Origin of the sequence: Streptomyces lusitanus (genome assembly GCF_042647945.1) — a bacterium.
GTDB classification, from domain to species: Bacteria; Actinomycetota; Actinomycetes; order Streptomycetales; family Streptomycetaceae; genus Streptomyces; species Streptomyces pseudogriseolus.
This window is the reverse complement of the sequence record NZ_JBHRWL010000007.1, coordinates 117,418-134,767: the sequence shown is the minus strand read 5'-3', so window position 1 is coordinate 134,767 and position 17,350 is coordinate 117,418. Positions and strand designations below refer to the sequence as shown.

Below are 17,350 nucleotides of genomic sequence, written 5' to 3'. Positions count from 1 at the left end.
CGCGGGGACGGCGGGGAGCGCCGTCCCCGCGCCGTGGTCCGGTGGTGGTCAGCCGGCGGTCCTGGGCAGACCGGGCGGGTTGATCTCGGAGGTGGTGACGGCCTCGTCGGTCAGGCCCCAGCGCTTCAGCACCTTGGTGTAGGTGCCGTTCTCGATGACATGGTTCAGCGCGTCGGCGAGCGGCTCGACCAGTCCGTTGTCCTTCTTGGTGGTGGCGGCGATGAGGCCCTGGAGGTCGGCGCCGGCGCCGGAGTAGGTGCCGACGACCTCGGTCCTGCCAGTGGTGGCGGCGTGGTGGGCGGCGGTGGGGTTGGGGCCGAGGTAGATGTCGATGCGGCCGGACTGGAGGGCGAGGTAGGTGTCGCTGTCGTTCTGGTAGTACTTGATGTCCACCGGTTCGCGGCCGGCGCGCTCGTTCTCCTTGCTCCAGTCGATCAGCAGCTTCTCCTGGTTGGTGCCGCTGCTGACGGCGACGGTCAGGCCGGCCACGTCCTCGGGTCCGTCGACCTTCAGTCCCCTGCCCTTCTTCGCCTCGAAGCCGAGGTTGTCCTCGCGGTAGGTGGCGAAGTCGTACTTCTCCTTGCGTTCCTCGGTGACGGTGATGTTGCTGAAACCGGCGTCGTACTTGCCGCTGTCGAGGCCGACGAAGATGTTCTCCCAGGAGACGGGGTTGAGGTGCAGCTCCAGGCCGAGCACGTCGGCGACCAGGGAGGCGATGTCGGGTTCGACGCCGATGACGGTCTTGTTGTCGGTGGCGACGAAGGTGAGCGGCGCGGCGGAGCCGGAGGAGTTCACCACCTCCAAGGTGCCTCTTCTCCGTATCTCCGCCGGGACCTTGGCGGCGATGACGTCGACCTTGGCGGTGCGGACGCGGTCCTGGTCGGCGGTCAGGTTGATCGTCGTCCTGCCGCCGTTGCCGGAGGCGACCTCGGTGGTGCCGCCGTCGTCGGGGTTGCCGCAGGCGGCGAGGGCGAGGGCGGAGGTCAGGGCGAGCGCGGCGGCGGTGGAACGGCGGGGGGCCGAGAGGGACACGGGGTGCTCCTTGCGTGACGGCGGAAGGGGACGGGCGGGAAGGTCAGAGGACCTTGGAGAGGAAGGCGCGGGTGCGTTCGTGCCGCGGATCGTCCAGGACGGCCGAGGGCGGCCCCTGCTCGACGACCACTCCGCCGTCCATGAACACCACGGTGTCGGCGACCTCGCGGGCGAAGCCGATCTCGTGGGTCACGACGATCATGGTGGTGCCGGTGCGCGCCAGGTCCTTGATGACGTCGAGGACCTCGCCCACCAGTTCCGGGTCGAGCGCGGAGGTGGGCTCGTCGAACAGCAGCACCTTCGGTTCGAGGGCCAGGGCGCGGGCGATGGCGACGCGCTGCTGCTGTCCGCCGGAGAGCTGCCGCGGGTAGGCGTCGGCCTTGTCGGCGAGACCGACGCGGGCGAGGAGCCGCCGGGCCGTCTCCACGGCCTCCTTGCGCGGGCGGCGCAGCGCGGCGACGGGCGCCTCGACGAGGTTGTCCTCCACGGTGAGGTGCGGGAAGAGGTTGAAGTTCTGGAAGACGAACCCGATGTGGGTCCGCTGCTTCAGTACGTCCTTCTCCTTCAGCTCGTGCAGCCGGTTGCCGGAGCGGCGGTAGCCGATGAGCTCGCCGTCGACGCCGATCCAGCCCCGGTCGACCTTCTCCAGGTGGTTGATGGTGCGCAGCAGCGTGGACTTGCCGGAGCCGGACGGGCCGAGGATCACGGTGACCTCGCCGGCCCGGACCGTCAGGTCGACGCCGCGCAGCACCTCCAGCGGGCCGAAGCTCTTGTGGACGCCGCGCACGTCCACCATGACGTCGCTCATCGGATGTCTCCCAGGGGCTTGAACGGTACGACGGGCTGGTGGCGCCGGGCGGCCGCGGTGCGCAGGGCGCGGACGGTGCGGCGGGCGCGCTGGAGCGGGGTGGGCGGCGGGGTGCGGTCGGCGCCGCGGGCGTAGCGGCGTTCCACGTAGTACTGGGCGACCGACAGCACGGAGGTCAGGACGACGTACCAGGCGGTGGCGACCAGCAGCAGGGGGATCACCCGGCCGTTGCGGCCGTAGATGACCTGCACCTGGTAGAACAGCTCGCCGATGGACATCACGTAGACCACCGAGGTGCCCTTGAGCAGGCCGATGATCTCGTTGCCGGCGGTGGGCAGGATGGCGCGCATGGCCTGCGGGAGCACGATGCGCCGGATCTGCCGCAGCCGGGGGATGCCGAGCGCGGCGGCCGCCTCCAGCTGGCCCTCGTCGACGGCGAGGACGCCGCCGCGCACGATCTCGGCGGCGTAGGCGGCCTGGTGGAGGGTCAGTCCGATGACGGCGGCGCCGAGGGTGCCGATGATGCTGTTGCTGTCGACGGACCAGAACACCGGCCCGAAGGGGATGCCGAAGCCCAGCCGGTCGTAGAGGGCGCTCAAATTGAACCAGAACACCAGCTGCACGATCATCGGGATGGACCGGAAGATCCAGATGTAGGTCCAGGCGACGGTCTGGAGCACAGGGCTCCGCGACAGCCGCATGAAGGCGAGGACGGTGCCCAGCAGGAAGCCGAGGACGGTGGCGTAGGCGGTCAGCTGGAGCGTCACCCACACCGCCTGGACGATCGTCTCGGACAGCACGTAGTCCTGGAAGACGCCCCATTCCCAGACGGGGTTGGTGGCCAGGCCGTGGGTGAACTGGGCGACGAGCACGATCACGGCGGCGGCCGCGATCCAGCGGGCGTGGTGGCGGGCGGGGACGACCTTGAGTCCTGCCGGGTCGTCGGGCAGGGGCGGGGCCGGGGCGCCGGGGGCGGCCGGGCCGGGCGGCGCGGTGTCGGTGGTGGAGGGCATGGCGTCGTTCCTGCTCGGCTCAGAGGTGTTCGCGGGGGTTGATCTCGGAGGCGTCGATCGCCGAGGCGGTGGTGCCCCACTTCTCGAGGATCCGGGCGTAGACGCCGTCCTTGATCAGTTCGTTGACGGCGGCCTGGAACGCCTTGGTGAGCGGGGAGCCCTTCTTGAAGGCGAAGCCGACGTCGAGGCGGTGGAACTCGCCGAGGAACTCCGTCTGCGAGGCGGGCTGCGACGCCTGGTGGCGCAGGCCGTTGATGGTCGACATGACGACGTCGATGCGGCCCTGCTGGAGCGCGGTGAGGGTGGCGGCGTTCTCCGCGTAGACCTTCACGTCGTACGGCTTCTTGCCGGCCTTGGCGCAGACGCCCTTCTGTGCGGTGAGGGTGGCCTCGAAGGTGGTGCCGGCTCCGGTGCCGATGGTCAGGCCGCACAGCTGGACCAGGTCGGTGATCTTCTTCTTGCCGAGTTTCGTGTCGCCCTTGCGGACGGCGAAGCCCTGGCCGTCGTTGATGTAGGTGACGAAGTCGATGGTCTTCAGGCGTTCCTCGGTGACGCCGAAGTTGCCGGTGCCGACGTCGTACTTGCCGCTGCCGAGCGCGGGCAGGATCGTCTCGAACGAGGCGTCCTGCCGCTGGAGTTCGAGGCCGAGCACCTTGGCGACGGCGTCGGCGACGTCGATGTCCTGGCCCTCGGGGTCCTTGTCCGTGCCGTTGGGGTAGTAGGCGCCGGGCGGGAAGCCGACGGAACTGCCGACGCGGAGCGTGCCGGCCTCGCGGACTTCGGCGGGCAGCAGGGCGGCGATCGAGTCGACCTTGCGCACGTCCGCGACGGGGTCGTCGCCCGCGGCGGCCTGGGCGCCCGCCGGGGCCGTGCCGCCGGTGTCGCCGGAGCCGCAGGCGGTCAGGGCCAGCAGCGGCAGCAGGGCGAGCGCGGCGGCGCGGTGGAGTCGGGTACTGAAACGGGGGAGGTTCACGGGCGGGAGACCTTTCGGGGGTGCGGCGGGGGTGGGGCGTCGGGCGGGGACGGGAGGTCCTGTGGAGTGCCGAGGTGCTTCTCGAAGGGCAGCGGGCCGATGGTCTCCGGGTCGGCGTCCGTGTCGAACAGGGGTGTGTAGCCGGTGGCCAGATACAGGCCGCGGGCCTCGGGCTGGCGCGGGCCGGTGGTGAGGTACACGCGCCGGTAGCCGCGGGCGCCGGCCACGCGCTCCAGCTCGGCGACGACGCGTCGGGCGAGGCCGCGTCTGCGGTGCGCGGAGTGCGTCCAGATGCGTTTCAGTTCGGCCGTGGCATCGTCGTAGCGGCGGAAGGCGCCGCCCGCGACCGGCTCGCCCCGCTCCAGGAGCAGCAGCAGGACGCCGCCGTGCGGAGCGGTGAACTCCTCGTCGGGGTAGCGGGACAGTTCGGTGTGGGCGTCGCGGCCGTAGCGGGCGGAGTACTCGTCGCCGAGTTCCCGCAGCAGCGGACGTACCCGGGGGTCGGAGACCGGCACGTCGACGAACGTGAATTCTGTGTTGCGATGCGGCAGTTGCGCGAAGGACGTCATCGCGTCACCGCCCCCCAGGCCCGCAGGTCGGGCCGGTGGGCGCCGTTCGAGCGTGAGGGTGGTGCGGAGGGCGGCCGGTGGTACGGCTCGACGGGCATGGGTGTGACCTCTCGGGGCGTCCGGGCGCACGCACGCAGGGGTGAACCGCGGCGCGTGCGACGAGAGATGAGGAGCCGTCAGACGGAGGACGGGTGAAGGAGGACGTGACGACGCCGGGCGTCGGAAGACACGGGGGTGCGGCAGCGCGCGTGGAAGAAGAACTCGGCCCGCGACGGGGTCACCGAGGGAGGGAAGGGCCGGTCAGACGGCCCGCTGCCGAGTCAGGCGCAACACGCGGCGGACCACACGCGACCGAAGTCGATGTGATCGCGCGACACCAGGCGCTGCTGCTGGGCATTCATGCGACTTATTGAGCAGGACATCGCGCCGCACGTCAAGCGGCGCCCGGATGCCGGGACGCTTGCCCGGCGCCTCGGCCGATGCTCCGACGGCGCTTCGGACGGCGCTTCGGCGGGCGCTGTTGACACGGTGCGGCCACGGGCGCTTACGATCGGCGACGGACCGGCCGCCCGTGTCGTACGGGCGTCCGCTCCGGCCGCGTTGAGGGACGCGGCGCATGTGACGACGCCGGACCCCGGCGCATTGTGCCCGCGCGGCCAGCCACTGCCGCGCTCCGTCGGTCACAGGTGCCGCCGGGTGGTCATCCACGCCCGCGCCCTCTCCCGGAGAGTCCTTCGATGGTCATGCCTTCCGGCGTCACGCCGGCCCCTGCCGCGATCCCGCCGAGAAAACAGCCGGACGACACCACCGCCCCGGACACGGACGTGCCGCGGATCGTGCCGCGCCGGAACACCGGCCGTCGGCTCACCGCCGCGCTCGCCCTGCTGTTGTTCGTGATGGTCCTCAACTCCGTCGTCCGCAACGACGCCTTCCAATGGAACGTGGTGGGGCGGTACTTCACCACCGCCGCCGTGCTGGACGGGCTGCTGCTGTCGCTGTGGCTGACGGCCGTGGTGATGGTGCTGGGATTTCTGATCGGCACCGTGCTGGCAGTGATGCGGCTGTCGGCCAACCCGGTTCTGCGCACGCTCAGCTGGGGCTACATCTGGATCTTCCGGTCCACGCCGCTGCTGGTGCAGCTGCTGTTCTGGTTCAACATCGGCGCGCTGTACCCGACGCTCGGCCTCGGCGTCCCGTTCGGACCGCAGTTCGTCACCGTGCAAACGGTCAATCTGCTCGGGCCCACGCTGACCGCCGTGATCGGCCTGACCCTGCACGAGAGCGCGTACGCGGCCGAGGTGGTGCGCGGCGGCATCCTGTCGGTCGATTCCGGGCAGACCGAGGCGGCCCAGGCGCTCGGGCTGAGCAGACGCCGTACGCTGCGCCGGATCGTCGTGCCGCAGGCGATGCGCTCCATCGTGCCCACCGCCGGCAACATGCTGATCGGCACCCTGAAGGGCACGAGCATCGTGAGCGTGCTGGCCGTGCACGACCTGCTGTACTCGGTGCAGCTGATCTACAACCAGACGTACCAGATCATCCCGCTGCTGATGGTCGCCACCCTGTGGTACATCGCGGTCACCACCGCGCTGAGCATCGCCCAGTTCTACGTCGAGCGGCACTACGCGCGCGGCAACTCCCGCGCCCTGCCGCCGACTCCGCTGCAACGGGTGCACGGCAACCTGACCGCGCTGCGGCTGTGGCTGCGCCGTGCCACCGCGGCCGACGCCCGCCCGGTGATCGGCGGTGACCGGTGAGCGGCGCGTCCGCACCCGCGGTCCTGGCCGTCGTCGGCGCGGGGCCGCGCGCCACCGGGCTGCTGGAGCGCATCGCCGCCAACGCGCCCGAACTCTGGGACGACGCACGGGCGTTGCACATCCATCTGATCGACCCGCATCCGCCCGGGCCGGGGCGGATATGGCGGCACGAGCAGTCGGGGCTGCTGCGGATGAACTCGATGGCGGAGGACGTCACGATGTTCACCGACGAGTCGTCCACCGTCGAGGGCCCGGTGCGGCCAGGCCCTTCGCTGGCGGAATGGGCGGCCCAGTTCTCCGGCCGGGGCCCGCGCCACGCCCCGTACGCCGAGCCCGCCGACCCGGAGGTGCTCGCCGAGCTGCGCGCGCTGGACCCGGCCGACTTCCCCACCCGCCGGGCGCAGAGCGCGTACCTGGACTGGGTGTTCCGCCGGGTGCTGACCGAGCTGCCGCCGTCGGTCACCGTCGAGTGGCACCGCACCACGGCGACCGCGGTCACCGGCCCGCCGGACGGCCCGCAGCAGGTGCGCCTCGCGGACCGTGCCACGGCGCTCACCGCCGACCTGGTGGTCCTCGCCCAGGGGCACATCGGCGCCGAACCGGCCGCGGCGCACCGCGCGTTCGCCGACTTCGCCCGCCGGCACGGCCGTTTCCACCTCCCGCCGGAGTTCTCCGCCGACGCGGACCTGTCCGGTCTGCGGCCCGGCGAGCACGTCCTCCTGCGCGGCTTCGGGCTGGCCTTCGTCGACCTGATGGCGCTGCTCACGGAGGGGCGCGGCGGACGGTTCCGCACCCGCCCGGACGGCACCCTCCGCTACGTTGCCTCGGGGCGTGAACCCGTGCTGCACGTCGGGTCGCGGCGCGGGGTGCCGTACCACTCCAAGACCCGCTACCGGCTCCAGGGGCCGCGCCCCGCGCTGCCCCGCCACTTCGGTCCCGCCGCGGTGGACGCGCTGCTCGCCGAGGGCCGCCCGCTGGACCTGCGGCGGGACGTGTGGCCGCTGATGGCGAAGGAGATCGGATACGGCCACTACCACGAGCTGTTCCACGCCCACCCCGGACGGACCACGCTCCCCTGGACGGACTTCGCCGCCGCCTACGACCGGCTCGGCTGGTACGACGCGGAGATGACGGCGCTGGTCGCCTCGGCGGTGCCGGACCCGGCGGACCGGCTGGACTTCGAGGCGCTGGACCGGCCGCTGGAGGGCCTGGCCTTCGCGACACCGGACGCGTTCCAGGAGCATCTGCGGGCCTACGTCGCCGCGGACGTCGCCCGCCGTGAGAATCCGGAGTTCAGCGCGGACCTCGGGGCGTTCCTCGCCCTGCTGTCCCTCTACGGGCAGCTGCCGCGGCTGGTGGAGTCGGGCCGGCTGACCGCGCGGTCCGTGGCCGAGCAGCTCGACGGCTGGTGGCAGGGCTTCTTCAGCTTCCTGGCCTCCGGCCCGCCCGGCTTCCGGCTGCGTCAACTGCTCGCGCTGTCCGAGGCGGGGGTCGTGCGCTTCCTCGGCGCGGACGTCCGGATCGCCGCCGAGGAGTCCACCGGCACCTTCACCGCGACCAGCCCCACCGTCCCCGGCCACGTCACCCGCGCCACCGCCCTGATCGAGGCGTACCTGCCCGGTCCCAGCCTGGACCGCACCGAGGACCCCCTGCTGCGCGGCCTGCACCGCTCCGGGGCGCTCGCCGAGGAGGTCGTCACGGACCCCGCGTTCACCCACCGCTCGGGGCTGCTCACCGTGTCCCCCGCGGACGGGCGGCTCGTCGACCCGTCGCTGGGCGGGCCGCACCCGCGGCGGATCGCGCTGGGCGCGCCCACCAACAGCCGCGCCGTCGCCGCGTTCGCCCGGCCCCGCACCGACTCGCCGGGCTTCCGGCAGAACGACGCGGTGGCCCGTGCGCTGCTGCGGGCGCTCGCGGAGGTGTCCCCGGCGGCCGACCCCGCGTCGGTCGCCGTGTGAGAGGCGGGCGTGTGACGGGCGGGCGCGTGACGGGCGGGCGTGAGGGACCGGCCTGTGTGGTCGGACTCGTTCGCCCCGGTTCCGGCATGACCGCCTCTGATCGGGGCAAACGGTCCGCCTGGAACCGGGGAGGACACCATGACGATGACGGAGCAGCCGGCCGGGCCGGCGGAGAAGGGCGGCGCCTGCTGCGCGCACGCGCACCACGACGACCGTGCCGCGCGGCCGGACGCCGAGCCGCCGGAGCCCGCGCGCGAGCGGGTCAACCGCCGCTGGAACGAGGTGCTTCAGGAGACGCGCGTCACCCAGACGGGCGTCCAGATCCTCTTCGGGTTCCTGCTGAGCGTGGCGTTCACCCCGCTGTTCCGGGAGCTGGAGACGCCGGACAAGGTCATCTACGTCATGACCGTGGTGTTCGGCGCCTCCGCCACCGGCGCGCTGATCGCGCCCGTGTCCCTGCACCGCTTCCTGTCCGGGCAGCGGATGAAGGACGAGCTGGTGGAGACGGCCGGACGCCTGATGGTCTGCGGGATGGTGCTGCTCGCGCTCACCATCGGCTGCACGCTGCTGCTGATCCTGCGCTTCGTGGTGCCGGGCGTGCTCGCCGAGGTGCTGGTGGGCGCGGTCATGCTGTGGTTCGGGCTGTGCTGGTACGTGCTGCCGGTGCTGCTGCGCCGCCGCTCCGCCCGCCGGGCGCGGCGCGAACAGCAGTAGCCGCCGGCGGACGGGGCGCGAACAGCGGTAGCGGCCGGCGGACGGGGCCGGTGCTCAGCGGCGCAGCGGGGTCTCCTGCTCCATGTGCGACAGCTTCTCCGGGTTGCGCACGGCGTACAGGCCGGTGACCAGGCCGTCGTCGACGCGGACCGCGAGCACGCTGTCCAGCTCGCCGTCGAGGTGCAGCACCAGCGCGGGACCGCCGTTGACCAGCGCCGGCCGCAGCGTCAGCGCGGCGGGGACCTTGCGCAGCCCGCCGTGCAGCAGCCGGGCCACCTTGTCCGCGCCGACGACCGGCCGCAGCACCGCCTGCTTGATGCCGCCGCCGTCGCCGAGCAGGACGACGTCCGGCGCCAGGACGTCCAGCAGACCCTGGAGGTCGCCCGTCTCCACCGCCCGCCGGAACGCGTCCAGGACATGGCGGGTGCGCTGCGGCGACGCGTCCCCCCGGGGCCGCCTGGCCGCCACGTGCGCGCGCGCCCGGTGCGCGATCTGGCGCACCGCCGTGGGGGACTTGCCGACGGCCTCCGCGATCTCGTCGTAGCCGACGTCGAACACCTCGCGCAGCACGAACACCGCGCGCTCGGTCGGCGCGAGGGTCTCCATCACCAGCATCATCGCCATCGAGACGCTGTCGGCCAGTTCGACGTCCTCGGCGACGTCGGGCGAGGTGAGCAGCGGCTCGGGCAGCCAGGAGCCGACGTAGGACTCCTTGCGGCGGCCCAGTGTGCGCAGCCGGGTCAGGGCCTGGCGGGTGGTGATCCGCACCAGGTACGCGCGCCGGTCCCGCACGTCCGCGAGGTCGACGCCGGCCCAGCGCAGCCAGGTCTCCTGGAGGACGTCCTCGGCATCGGCGGCCGAGCCGAGCATCTCGTAGGCGACGGTGAACAGCAGGTTCCGGTGGGTGAGGAAGTCCTCGGTGGCGGCGCCGGCGCCCCGGCCGCGCCCGCCGTCCTTCCCGCGCCCCTCACCGCCGCTGGTCACGTCCGCTCCCTGGTCCCGGCTTCCGATCACAGTCATACGCACAGGACGCCGGCCGGCCCGGTCCTGTGACACCGGCGGCGTGTGGTCCAGCTCACGTCGGCCGCCCGTCACACGGTAGTGCCGGCCGGCATCTGGTGGGTGTCCCGAACGAGACCACGAGTGAGGACCACACCATGGACACCACGGACACCCGGTTCAACCTGTTCGAGAACGAGATCGCCGCCCGTTGGGCCAAGCGGTTCGCCGGCGCGGCACTGGTGCTGCACGACGCGTCGCTGCCGAAGTCCGTGCAGGAGCTGGTGTCGCTGCGCGCCAGCCAGATCAACGGCTGCGGCCACTGTGTCGACATGCACGTCAAGGAGGCCGTCGCGGCCGGGGAGAGCGCGGACCGGCTGCACCTGGTCGCCGTCTGGCGAGAGACCACGGTGTTCACCGAGGCGGAGCGGGCGGCCCTCGCGCTCGCCGAGGAGGGCACCCGCCTCGCCGACGCCCACGAGGGCGTGTCGGACGAGACCTGGGCGCAGGTGCGGAAGCACTACGACGACGACCAGACGGCGGCGCTGGTCTGCCTGGTCGCGATGATCAACGCGGCCAACCGGCTGGCGGTCATCACCCACCAGAAGGGCGGCTCGTACAAGGCGGGGATGTTCGCGGAGGCGGTCGCGCAGCAGTGAGGTCCGGTGGCCGCAGGCGGCGACCGTAGAAGTCCGGAGTGCGGAGTCCGGCGCCGGAAGCCGGAAGCCGGAAGCCGGGAGCCGGGCTCAGCCGCTGAGCCCGGCTCCGGACTCAGCCGCTCTTGCGCCGGAAGGACCGCTGGCTCTTCGCCGGTCCGTGCGTGGCACGCACCTTGGAGGCGTTCGGGTTGCCGGCGGCCTCGGCCGCCTCCGCCTGGGCGCCTCGCTTGCGCTCCAGGGCCTCGCGGAACTTGCGCTTGAGGTCGTAGGTGCCGTCGGCGTCCGGCGTGACCGAAGGCGTCGAGGCGTCGGCCGGCTCCGAACCTTCCGTGGCGGGGGGCTGTGCGGTCATGGTGACCTCCTGCGTTCGGGGACGGACGGGCGAGCACAGCTTGTCACGTCGCGCCCCGGACGGGCAGCGCATTTTCCGGCGCGGTGCCGGTCGGCCGACGGGGTTTCGGTCAACCGCCGCGATGGCGCTCGGTCGGCGCGGTGCCGGTCAGCGGCCGCGGCGCACCTGCGCGGCCCGGCGCGCCTCGGCGAGCTTGCGTGCCTCGCCCGCCTTGCGGGAGGACCTGCCGCCGGAGCCGGAGCCGGAGCCAGTGCCGGAACCGGAACCGCGCGGGGCGCCCTTGCTGGTGCCCATGCCCCGGAAGGGCGCGTTGGTGTTCTTGGGGCGGGGCGCGGCGGGCCCGCCGTCGAGGGGGACGCCGGAGGGGGCCTTGGCGCCGGTGATCCGGGTCAGTTCCGCCTCGCCGGAGCGCACCGTGGTGACGGTCGCTTCGATGCCGGCCTCGGCCAGCATGCGGAGCGTCTCGCGGCGCCCGCCCGACGCCACCAGCGTGACCACGCGGCCGGACGCGCCGGCGCGGGCGGTGCGGCCCGCCCGGTGCACGTAGTCCTTGGGGTCGGCGGGCGGATCGACGTTGACGACGAGGTCGAGGTCGTCGACGTGCAGGCCGCGGGCGGCGACGTCGGTCGCGACGAGCGCGGTGATCCCGCCCTCCTTGAACTGGGCCAGCGTGCGGGTGCGCTGCGGCTGCGACTTGCCGCTGTGCAGGGCCCCGGCACGCACCCCGCTCGCCCGCAGGTGCCGGGTGAGCCGGTCGACGGCGTGCCGGGTCTCGAGGAACAGCAGGACGCGGCCGTCGCGGGCGGCGATCTCCGTGGTGACGGCGTAGCGGTCGGGGCCGTGGACGACCAGGAGGTGGTGCTCCATGCCGGCGACCTTGGCGCCGGCCGGGTCGACCGAGTGGACCACGGGGTCGTGGAGGTGGTCGCGGACCAGTTGCCCGACGTCGCCGTCCAGGGTGGCCGAGAACAGCATGCGCTGGCCCTCGGGGTGCACCTGGGCGAGCAGTCCGGACACCTGCGGCAGGAAGCCCAGGTCGCACATCTGGTCGGCCTCGTCCAGGACGGTGATCCGCACCCGTCCCAGCCGGCAGGCGTTGCGTTCGACGAGGTCGTGCAGGCGTCCGGGGGTGGCGACGACGACCTCGGCCCCTTGGCGCAGCGCGGCGATCTGACGGCTGATCGACAGGCCGCCGACGACGGTCGCCATCCGCAGCCGCAGCGCCTCGGCGTACGGCTCCAGTGCCTGCGTGACCTGCTGGGCCAGCTCGCGGGTGGGTACCAGGATCAGGGCGAGGGGCTGCTTGGGCTCGGCGCGGCGCCCGGCGATACGGGTCAGCAGCGGGAGGCCGAAGGCGAGCGTCTTGCCGGCGCCGGTGCGCCCGCGCCCCAGGATGTGGCGTCCGCGCAGCGCGTCGGGCAGCGTGGCGGCCTGGACGGGGAAGGGTTCGCGCACGCCGAGCCGGTCCAGGGTGCGCAGGACGGTCTCCGGCAGGCCCAGGGCGGCGAAGGAGCCGTCCGGCGCGTGGACGGAGGGCGGTGCCGTGGCGTCGGATCGGGCGGGATCGCCGTGACGGGCGCCGGAGTCGTCGGGGTGGGTCATGAGGGTGCCTTCCGCAGGGGGACGTACCGGGGAAGGCGCGGCGGGAGGGGAACGGTCCGCGTAGGGGCGGAACCCGGCCCGGGGCTCACCACCGCGACGACCGCGCAAAAGCGCCACGGTAGCACGGGCCGGGGTGTGCGGCCGGGGTGTGAAGCCGGGGGGAGAGGCCGGGCCGCGCGGACTCGCGGCCGGCGGCTCGCGGCTCGCCGGCGGCCGGTGTCAGGTGCGGGCGGCGCGGCGTGCGGCGTAGGCGGCGGGCAGGTAGCGGAGCCGTTCGGGCAGGCGCGGTACGACGGTGCGGACGACGCGGCCGAGCAGCCGCAGCCGCCGCTCGTCCCGCGGGGTCCACGGTATGTCGAGCCGTTCACGGGCGAGGGGCGGCAACAGCCCCTTGGTCACGAAGACTTGGAGCCGCAGCAGGGCGGGACGCAGGACGGGCCAGAGCAGCCGCAGTGCCGCCCCCGACCCGTCCGGCGGCGGCACGGGCCGGCGCGGATCGAGCAACTCCGCCACGACGACGGTCCGTTCCAGCTCCTCCCGTACGACCGTGTCGAAGTAGGTCCAGAACTCCTCGACGGAGCCCGGCATGTCACGCTCGCGGATGCCGAGGATGCGCCCGAGGCGGCGCGCCTCCGCGTGCAGGCGCCGCTCCCCCGCCTCGTCGAACGGACGGAACAGATACTCCGCGGCCCGCAGGAAGACGGGGAATCCGGTGGCGTGGACCCAGGCGTAGGGGGCGGGGTTCAGCGCGTGGTACGGACGCCCGCGGGTGTCGGTGCCCTTGATGTCGCGGTGCAACCGGCGGAGCCTGCGGCCCTCCTCGACGGCGCGGTCACCGCCGTAGACCCACAGTTGCAGCGAGTCGAGCGAGCGGCGGGCGCGGCCCCAGGGGTCGGTGCGAAAGACGGAGTGCTCGTCGACGCCGGCGCCGACGGCCGGGTGTGCGACCTGGAGGACGAGGGCGGCGGGGAGGTAGAGCAGGACACGGATGTCGCCGGTCATGTCCCAGAGGAGGGTGCCGGGGGTGAACGGGAGGGGGTCGGTGCGGGGGGCGACGGCCGCGAGGGCGGCGGGGGCCGCGGGCAGGCCGGGGTCCGCCGCCGGTGCCGGTACCCGTGCCGGTATCGATACCGGTGCCGATGTCGTCTCGTCGGCCGCGTGCGCCGCCCGCCCCGTGTCCATACCTCCAGCCTCCCACGCCCCACCCGTGGCGGTGCGGGCGCGTCCGGCAGGGCGTCAGGGCAGGTCGGGACGGACGAGCGCCCGCGTCAAGGGCAGTTTCACTCGGGGCGGCCAGGACACCCGGCGCTGGTCGGACGACGACCCGGCCGCAGGGTGCTCTCGTGCCCCTGGGCGGCGGGCCGGGCACCACCCGCGACGGAGGGATCGGCAGGATGACCTCGCACGACGCTGACACACCGGGAACGGCCATCGTCACAGGGGCCTCCTCCGGCATCGGCTGGGAGTACGCGACCAGGCTGGCCGGGCACGGCTGGGGTCTGGTGCTGGTCGCGCGGCGGGCCGAACGGCTGGACGTGCTGGCGAAGGAGGCGCTCGGGGCGGGGGCGGCCGGGGTGGAGACGCTGGTGGCGGATCTGGGCAGCCCGGAGGACCTGTCCCGGGTCGTGGAGCGGGCGTCCGGGGACGACGTGGACCTGGTGGTGAACAACGCCGGCATCAACGGTTACGGCTCGTTCGCCGAGGCCGACGCCGGTCTCCTCACCAGGGTGCTGAACGTGAACGTCGTCGCCCTGACGGCGCTGACGCGGGCGGCGGTGCCGGGCATGCTGGCGCGCGGCCGGGGCACCGTGATCAACGTGGCGTCACTGCTGGCCTTCGCCGGCGACCTCCCGCCGGACCCGCTCCCCCGGCGGGCCGTCTACGCCGGGTCCAAGGGATACGCGGTGACCTTCACCCGCACCCTGGCCGCCGAGCTGGCCGGCACTCCGGTGCGGGTGCAGGTGGTGTGCCCGGGGCTCACGGCGACCGAGTTCCACCTGGGCGCGGGTGACACCCCGGTGAGCGGCGAGCGGCGCGTCCACGAGGAGGGCGGCATGCCGGCGGCGGACGTGGTGACCGCGTCCCTCGCTGCTCTGGAGACCGGTGAGGTGGTGTGCGTACCCGGTCTGACGGACGCGGGGGCCGTGACCCGGCTGGCGGAGGCGGAACTGGGCCTGCGCGCGGGGTCGGGGCGCCGTATGGCACCGCGCTACGCTCACGGAGAGTGACGCCGAGCCGCGACGCCGGCCGCGCGCGGACTACGCGCTGTCCGCCAGCTCGCCGTGCCCCTGGGCGCGGGCGCAGTGGGCGCAGCAGAAGAACTGGCCGCCGGCCTGATGCCCGTGGCCGAGCACCTTGCACCCGCAGTTGTCACAGACGGGCGCCATCTTGTGGGCGGCGCACTCGATGCTGTCGAACGTATGGACGGAACCGTCGACCGTGTGCACCTCGAAGGAGAGGCTGTAGTCGTTCCCGCACACTTCACAGATCGCCATGATCCGCTCCCTTCGCAGTGCGGGCCGAGTACCTCGGTGGGGGCGGCGTCATGCGCGGGAAACACGGGACCGAGGGTTCCGCGACGAAGTGCCGTGACGACACGGTTCGCCCTCCGGGGCCCCACTCTCCGGTCGGTGGACCGCGACGGCGTCCGGATGGGGGTGTGACGGTCGGTGGGCGGGGGTGCCAGAGCGCCGCCGCGAGCCCGGCGCGTCGGTACGCTCACGACGTCGAGTCGCACCGATCGGGGGATTGGCGCCCGGCGGCCATGGGCAGGGAGTCCACCAGTACGTGACATGAGCACGCCACCTTCCCCCACAGGAGGTCGACCATGTACGGACGCACCATCGCCCACGGCGTCACCGCCGCCCTCGCGGTGACCTTGGCCCTGGCGGGCGGCCAGGCCCACGCGGCACCGGCGGATCCCGGCGCCCGGCCCCTCGCGGCGCGCGTCGTCACCTACGACGCCAGTGCCGCGGCGGAGTTCAGGTCCGCCGTCGACCAGGGCGCGGCGATCTGGAACGCCAGCGTCACCGGCGTGCAACTGCGCCCGGTCACCACCGGGCAACGCGCCAACATCCGCATCCTGGCCGACAACGGCTGGCCCCGCGCCTCGACCACCTCGCTCGGCAACGGAACGGTCTACATCGGACGGCAGGCCGTCGACCAGGGGTACGACACGGTACGGATCTCGTCGCACGAACTCGGTCACATCCTGGGCCTGCCGGACCGCAAGCCCGGCCCCTGCACCAGCCTGATGTCGGGCTCCAGCGCCGGCGTCTCGTGCCGCAACCCGTATCCGAACACGGCCGAGAAGGCGGAGGTCGAGAGCAACTTCGGCGCCGCGGCCGCCCGTTCGGCGGGCGCTCCGCGCACCGCGCAGACCGTGGACTGACGCACATGACCGGTGCGCGAGGGAGGACGGCCCGCCGTCCCCGCACGCGGAGCCGTACGGGTGCGCGTGCGGGACGCCGGGCGGAAGACGCCCACGCATACCGGAGACACCGGCATCCCCGTCGCCGACGGCACTTCCGCGTCGGCCCCACTGCTGCCGACCCGTCGCCGTGGCCCGGCACGGCGGCCGGTGGCCGGCCTGCTCCGGCCGCCTCACGGCCGGCTGAGCCGGGCCGCGATCGCTGCCGCGTCACCGTGATGCCGCCCGGCCCTGGGACCGGGCGGCACCACGGTCCTGTCAGACCGCTGCCGCCGCCAGTTCGGCCCCGGCCAGCGCCCGGGCGAGCGACGTCCGGGCACGGGCGACCCGCGACCGCACCGTGCCGACCGGGCAGGCGCAGACGGTGGCGGCCTCCGCGTAGGAGAACCCCAGCATCTGGGTGAGGACGAACGCCTCGCGCCGGTCGTCCGGCAGGGTGTTCAGCAGTTCCCCGAGGACGACGCCGTCGTCGAAGCCCGGCAGGCCGTGCGGCTGCGCGCGTTCGGCGGCCGTCTCCCAGTCGGGTGTGCCCGACACACGGGGGCGGGAGGACGCGTACCGCATGCTGTCGATCACCGTGCGACGGGCGATCGACAGCAACCAGGTGCGCGCCGAGGAACGGCCCTGGAAGCGGCGCAGACCGTCCAGGGCGCGCAGGAAGGTCTCCTGGGCCAGGTCGTCGGCGTTCTGGGGATCCGCGCCGAGGAAACACACGTAACGGAGGACGTCCCGGTGCAGGGCGCGTACGAGACGTCCCACTGCGTGGGGATCGCCGCCCCGGGCGGCGAGCGCCCAGGCGGTCGTCACCCGGTCGCTCGGCCGCCGCGGGAGAGGCGGGACGGCGTCGGTCACTGCGACCCTGTCCTCGCGGTGGGCCGGACGACCGTGTCCACCCTCTCGCCCGGCCTGTTCCGGCGCCATCCCACGGCGAGGAAGGCGAGCATCCCCGCCGACGGCAGCGCGACGACGGTCCAGCTGAGGGCCAGCGGCGGGCCCGGCTGGTCGAGCACGGTGATGTCCTTCAGCGTGCCGCGGCCCTGGCCGGCGGCACCGTCGATCTCGAACGTCAGGTCCCATGTGCCGGGCTCGGGCAGGGCGTAGATGTCCAGTCCCCAGACGTCGCGCTGACGCGGGTGCCTGCTGAGGACCTCTTCCCGGTCGTCGGGGTCGAGCCCGGGCCCGTCGATGGTGAGTGTGCCCGACTTCCCCGCGATGCCGTCCTCGGGGATGAACGAGAAGTCGAGCGACTGCATGGCCCGCAGGGGCCACTCGGAGAAGCCGACGGTGACCTTGTACGGACCCACGTCCACCTGTTCGGTGTGGACGATGTCCACCGGGGCGTACGCGGTGGCCGGTGTGGCGGAGAGCATGACCAGCGCGAGGGTGGCGGACACGGCGAGCGTCAGCCCGCGTGCGTGGCCTCGGACACGGCGGTACGCGGCGGCCAGGAGCGGGAGGAGGCGGGAGGGTGCGGAGTGGCGCAT

The 17,350-nt window shown here is 73.4% G+C and carries 18 protein-coding genes; 6 read left to right on the top strand and 12 right to left on the bottom strand.

What is annotated here, in order from left to right; all coding sequences use genetic code 11:
* Window positions 1-48 precede the first annotated feature (48 nt).
* Genes ACFOSY_RS12405 through ACFOSY_RS12385 form a run of 5 tightly spaced genes read right to left on the bottom strand, consistent with a single transcriptional unit; the run spans window position 49 to window position 4,395 of the window.
* Window positions 49-1,032 (bottom strand): ABC transporter substrate-binding protein, encoded by a 984-nt coding sequence (locus tag ACFOSY_RS12405; RefSeq protein ID WP_394306823.1) that lies wholly within the window; start codon window positions 1,030-1,032, stop codon window positions 49-51.
* A 43-nt stretch (window positions 1,033-1,075) separates the two neighbouring features.
* A complete protein-coding gene (locus ACFOSY_RS12400; RefSeq protein WP_394306822.1) occupies window positions 1,076-1,840 on the bottom strand; it encodes an amino acid ABC transporter ATP-binding protein in 765 nt (254 codons plus the stop codon).
* Window positions 1,837-2,853 (bottom strand): amino acid ABC transporter permease, encoded by a 1,017-nt coding sequence (locus ACFOSY_RS12395; protein ID WP_394306821.1) that lies wholly within the window; start codon window positions 2,851-2,853, stop codon window positions 1,837-1,839. The genes ACFOSY_RS12400 and ACFOSY_RS12395 overlap by 4 nt, the downstream gene beginning before the upstream one ends.
* A gap of 19 nt (window positions 2,854-2,872) precedes the next feature.
* Complete coding sequence (locus ACFOSY_RS12390; RefSeq protein WP_394306820.1) at window positions 2,873-3,826, bottom strand: ABC transporter substrate-binding protein; 954 nt, start codon at window positions 3,824-3,826, stop codon at window positions 2,873-2,875.
* Window positions 3,823-4,395 carry a GNAT family N-acetyltransferase gene (locus ACFOSY_RS12385; RefSeq protein ID WP_394306819.1) on the bottom strand — a complete coding sequence of 191 codons (573 nt, stop codon included), beginning with the start codon at window positions 4,393-4,395 and terminating at the stop codon, window positions 3,823-3,825. Before ACFOSY_RS12385 ends, ACFOSY_RS12390 begins: the two co-directional genes overlap by 4 nt.
* A gap of 737 nt (window positions 4,396-5,132) precedes the next feature.
* Between ACFOSY_RS12385 and ACFOSY_RS12380 the strand changes: the two genes are divergently transcribed.
* The 3 genes from ACFOSY_RS12380 to ACFOSY_RS12370 all read left to right on the top strand — a co-directional run bounded on the left by ACFOSY_RS12380 (window position 5,133) and on the right by ACFOSY_RS12370 (window position 8,824).
* Window positions 5,133-6,152, top strand: coding sequence for an amino acid ABC transporter permease (locus tag ACFOSY_RS12380; protein WP_394306818.1), 1,020 nt, complete (start codon window positions 5,133-5,135; stop codon window positions 6,150-6,152).
* Window positions 6,149-8,110, top strand: coding sequence for an FAD/NAD(P)-binding protein (locus ACFOSY_RS12375; RefSeq protein WP_394306817.1), 1,962 nt, complete (start codon window positions 6,149-6,151; stop codon window positions 8,108-8,110). The genes ACFOSY_RS12380 and ACFOSY_RS12375 overlap by 4 nt, the downstream gene beginning before the upstream one ends.
* A gap of 138 nt (window positions 8,111-8,248) precedes the next feature.
* Window positions 8,249-8,824 carry a DUF6328 family protein gene (locus ACFOSY_RS12370; RefSeq protein ID WP_394306816.1) on the top strand — a complete coding sequence of 192 codons (576 nt, stop codon included), beginning with the start codon at window positions 8,249-8,251 and terminating at the stop codon, window positions 8,822-8,824.
* 54 nt (window positions 8,825-8,878) lie between these two features.
* Here the strand turns inward: ACFOSY_RS12370 and ACFOSY_RS12365 are convergent, their stop codons facing one another.
* Complete coding sequence (locus ACFOSY_RS12365; protein ID WP_394306815.1) at window positions 8,879-9,844, bottom strand: RNA polymerase sigma-70 factor; 966 nt, start codon at window positions 9,842-9,844, stop codon at window positions 8,879-8,881.
* A 137-nt stretch (window positions 9,845-9,981) separates the two neighbouring features.
* Between ACFOSY_RS12365 and ACFOSY_RS12360 the strand changes: the two genes are divergently transcribed.
* Entirely contained in the window at window positions 9,982-10,482 is a 501-nt protein-coding gene (locus ACFOSY_RS12360; RefSeq protein ID WP_394306814.1) for a carboxymuconolactone decarboxylase family protein, read from the top strand.
* Between the two features lie 112 nt (window positions 10,483-10,594).
* Here ACFOSY_RS12360 and ACFOSY_RS12355 read toward each other — a convergent pair whose 3' ends face one another.
* From ACFOSY_RS12355 to ACFOSY_RS12345, 3 genes are all read right to left on the bottom strand, one after another.
* Entirely contained in the window at window positions 10,595-10,834 is a 240-nt protein-coding gene (locus tag ACFOSY_RS12355) for a DUF5302 domain-containing protein (protein WP_394306813.1), read from the bottom strand.
* Window positions 10,835-10,981: 147 nt separating this feature from the next.
* The gene (locus ACFOSY_RS12350; RefSeq protein WP_394306812.1) at window positions 10,982-12,436 is read right to left on the bottom strand and encodes a DEAD/DEAH box helicase; all 1,455 of its coding nucleotides are present in this window, start codon (window positions 12,434-12,436) and stop codon (window positions 10,982-10,984) included.
* A gap of 219 nt (window positions 12,437-12,655) precedes the next feature.
* Complete coding sequence (locus ACFOSY_RS12345; RefSeq protein ID WP_394306811.1) at window positions 12,656-13,618, bottom strand: oxygenase MpaB family protein; 963 nt, start codon at window positions 13,616-13,618, stop codon at window positions 12,656-12,658.
* A 212-nt stretch (window positions 13,619-13,830) separates the two neighbouring features.
* Here ACFOSY_RS12345 and ACFOSY_RS12340 point away from each other — a divergent pair, with 212 nt between their 5' ends.
* Window positions 13,831-14,664, top strand: a complete 834-nt coding sequence (locus tag ACFOSY_RS12340) for an SDR family NAD(P)-dependent oxidoreductase (RefSeq protein WP_394306810.1) — start codon at window positions 13,831-13,833, stop codon at window positions 14,662-14,664.
* Window positions 14,665-14,694: 30 nt separating this feature from the next.
* On the opposite strand, the gene ACFOSY_RS12335 is transcribed toward ACFOSY_RS12340, so the two are convergent.
* Window positions 14,695-14,931 (bottom strand): hypothetical protein, encoded by a 237-nt coding sequence (locus tag ACFOSY_RS12335; RefSeq protein ID WP_189406092.1) that lies wholly within the window; start codon window positions 14,929-14,931, stop codon window positions 14,695-14,697.
* A gap of 332 nt (window positions 14,932-15,263) precedes the next feature.
* On the opposite strand from ACFOSY_RS12335, the gene ACFOSY_RS12330 reads away from it, so the two are divergent.
* A complete protein-coding gene (locus tag ACFOSY_RS12330; protein ID WP_394306809.1) occupies window positions 15,264-15,827 on the top strand; it encodes a snapalysin family zinc-dependent metalloprotease in 564 nt (187 codons plus the stop codon).
* 297 nt (window positions 15,828-16,124) lie between these two features.
* On the opposite strand, the gene ACFOSY_RS12325 is transcribed toward ACFOSY_RS12330, so the two are convergent.
* Together ACFOSY_RS12325 and ACFOSY_RS12320 are read right to left on the bottom strand one after the other, a co-directional pair.
* Entirely contained in the window at window positions 16,125-16,718 is a 594-nt protein-coding gene (locus ACFOSY_RS12325) for a sigma-70 family RNA polymerase sigma factor (protein ID WP_394306808.1), read from the bottom strand.
* Entirely contained in the window at window positions 16,715-17,350 is a 636-nt protein-coding gene (locus ACFOSY_RS12320; RefSeq protein WP_394306807.1) for a hypothetical protein, read from the bottom strand. The genes ACFOSY_RS12325 and ACFOSY_RS12320 overlap by 4 nt, the downstream gene beginning before the upstream one ends.

Bases quoted from the DNA above. Each gene is read 5' to 3' on its own strand.
- ACFOSY_RS12330 (WP_394306809.1), top strand. From the start codon at position 15,264: ATGTACGGACGCACCATCGCCCACGGCGTCACCGCCGCCCTCGCGGTG.
- ACFOSY_RS12380 (WP_394306818.1), top strand. From the start codon at position 5,133: ATGGTCATGCCTTCCGGCGTCACGCCGGCCCCTGCCGCGATCCCGCCG.
- ACFOSY_RS12355 (WP_394306813.1), bottom strand. From the start codon at position 10,834: ATGACCGCACAGCCCCCCGCCACGGAAGGTTCGGAGCCGGCCGACGCC.
- ACFOSY_RS12345 (WP_394306811.1), bottom strand. From the start codon at position 13,618: ATGGACACGGGGCGGGCGGCGCACGCGGCCGACGAGACGACATCGGCA.
- ACFOSY_RS12370 (WP_394306816.1), top strand. From the start codon at position 8,249: ATGACGATGACGGAGCAGCCGGCCGGGCCGGCGGAGAAGGGCGGCGCC.
- ACFOSY_RS12360 (WP_394306814.1), top strand. From the start codon at position 9,982: ATGGACACCACGGACACCCGGTTCAACCTGTTCGAGAACGAGATCGCC.
- ACFOSY_RS12335 (WP_189406092.1), bottom strand. From the start codon at position 14,931: ATGGCGATCTGTGAAGTGTGCGGGAACGACTACAGCCTCTCCTTCGAG.
- ACFOSY_RS12350 (WP_394306812.1), bottom strand. From the start codon at position 12,436: ATGACCCACCCCGACGACTCCGGCGCCCGTCACGGCGATCCCGCCCGA.
- ACFOSY_RS12400 (WP_394306822.1), bottom strand. From the start codon at position 1,840: ATGAGCGACGTCATGGTGGACGTGCGCGGCGTCCACAAGAGCTTCGGC.
- ACFOSY_RS12340 (WP_394306810.1), top strand. From the start codon at position 13,831: ATGACCTCGCACGACGCTGACACACCGGGAACGGCCATCGTCACAGGG.
- ACFOSY_RS12320 (WP_394306807.1), bottom strand. From the start codon at position 17,350: ATGCGCCACTCCGCACCCTCCCGCCTCCTCCCGCTCCTGGCCGCCGCG.
- ACFOSY_RS12395 (WP_394306821.1), bottom strand. From the start codon at position 2,853: ATGCCCTCCACCACCGACACCGCGCCGCCCGGCCCGGCCGCCCCCGGC.
- ACFOSY_RS12385 (WP_394306819.1), bottom strand. From the start codon at position 4,395: ATGACGTCCTTCGCGCAACTGCCGCATCGCAACACAGAATTCACGTTC.
- ACFOSY_RS12365 (WP_394306815.1), bottom strand. From the start codon at position 9,844: ATGACTGTGATCGGAAGCCGGGACCAGGGAGCGGACGTGACCAGCGGC.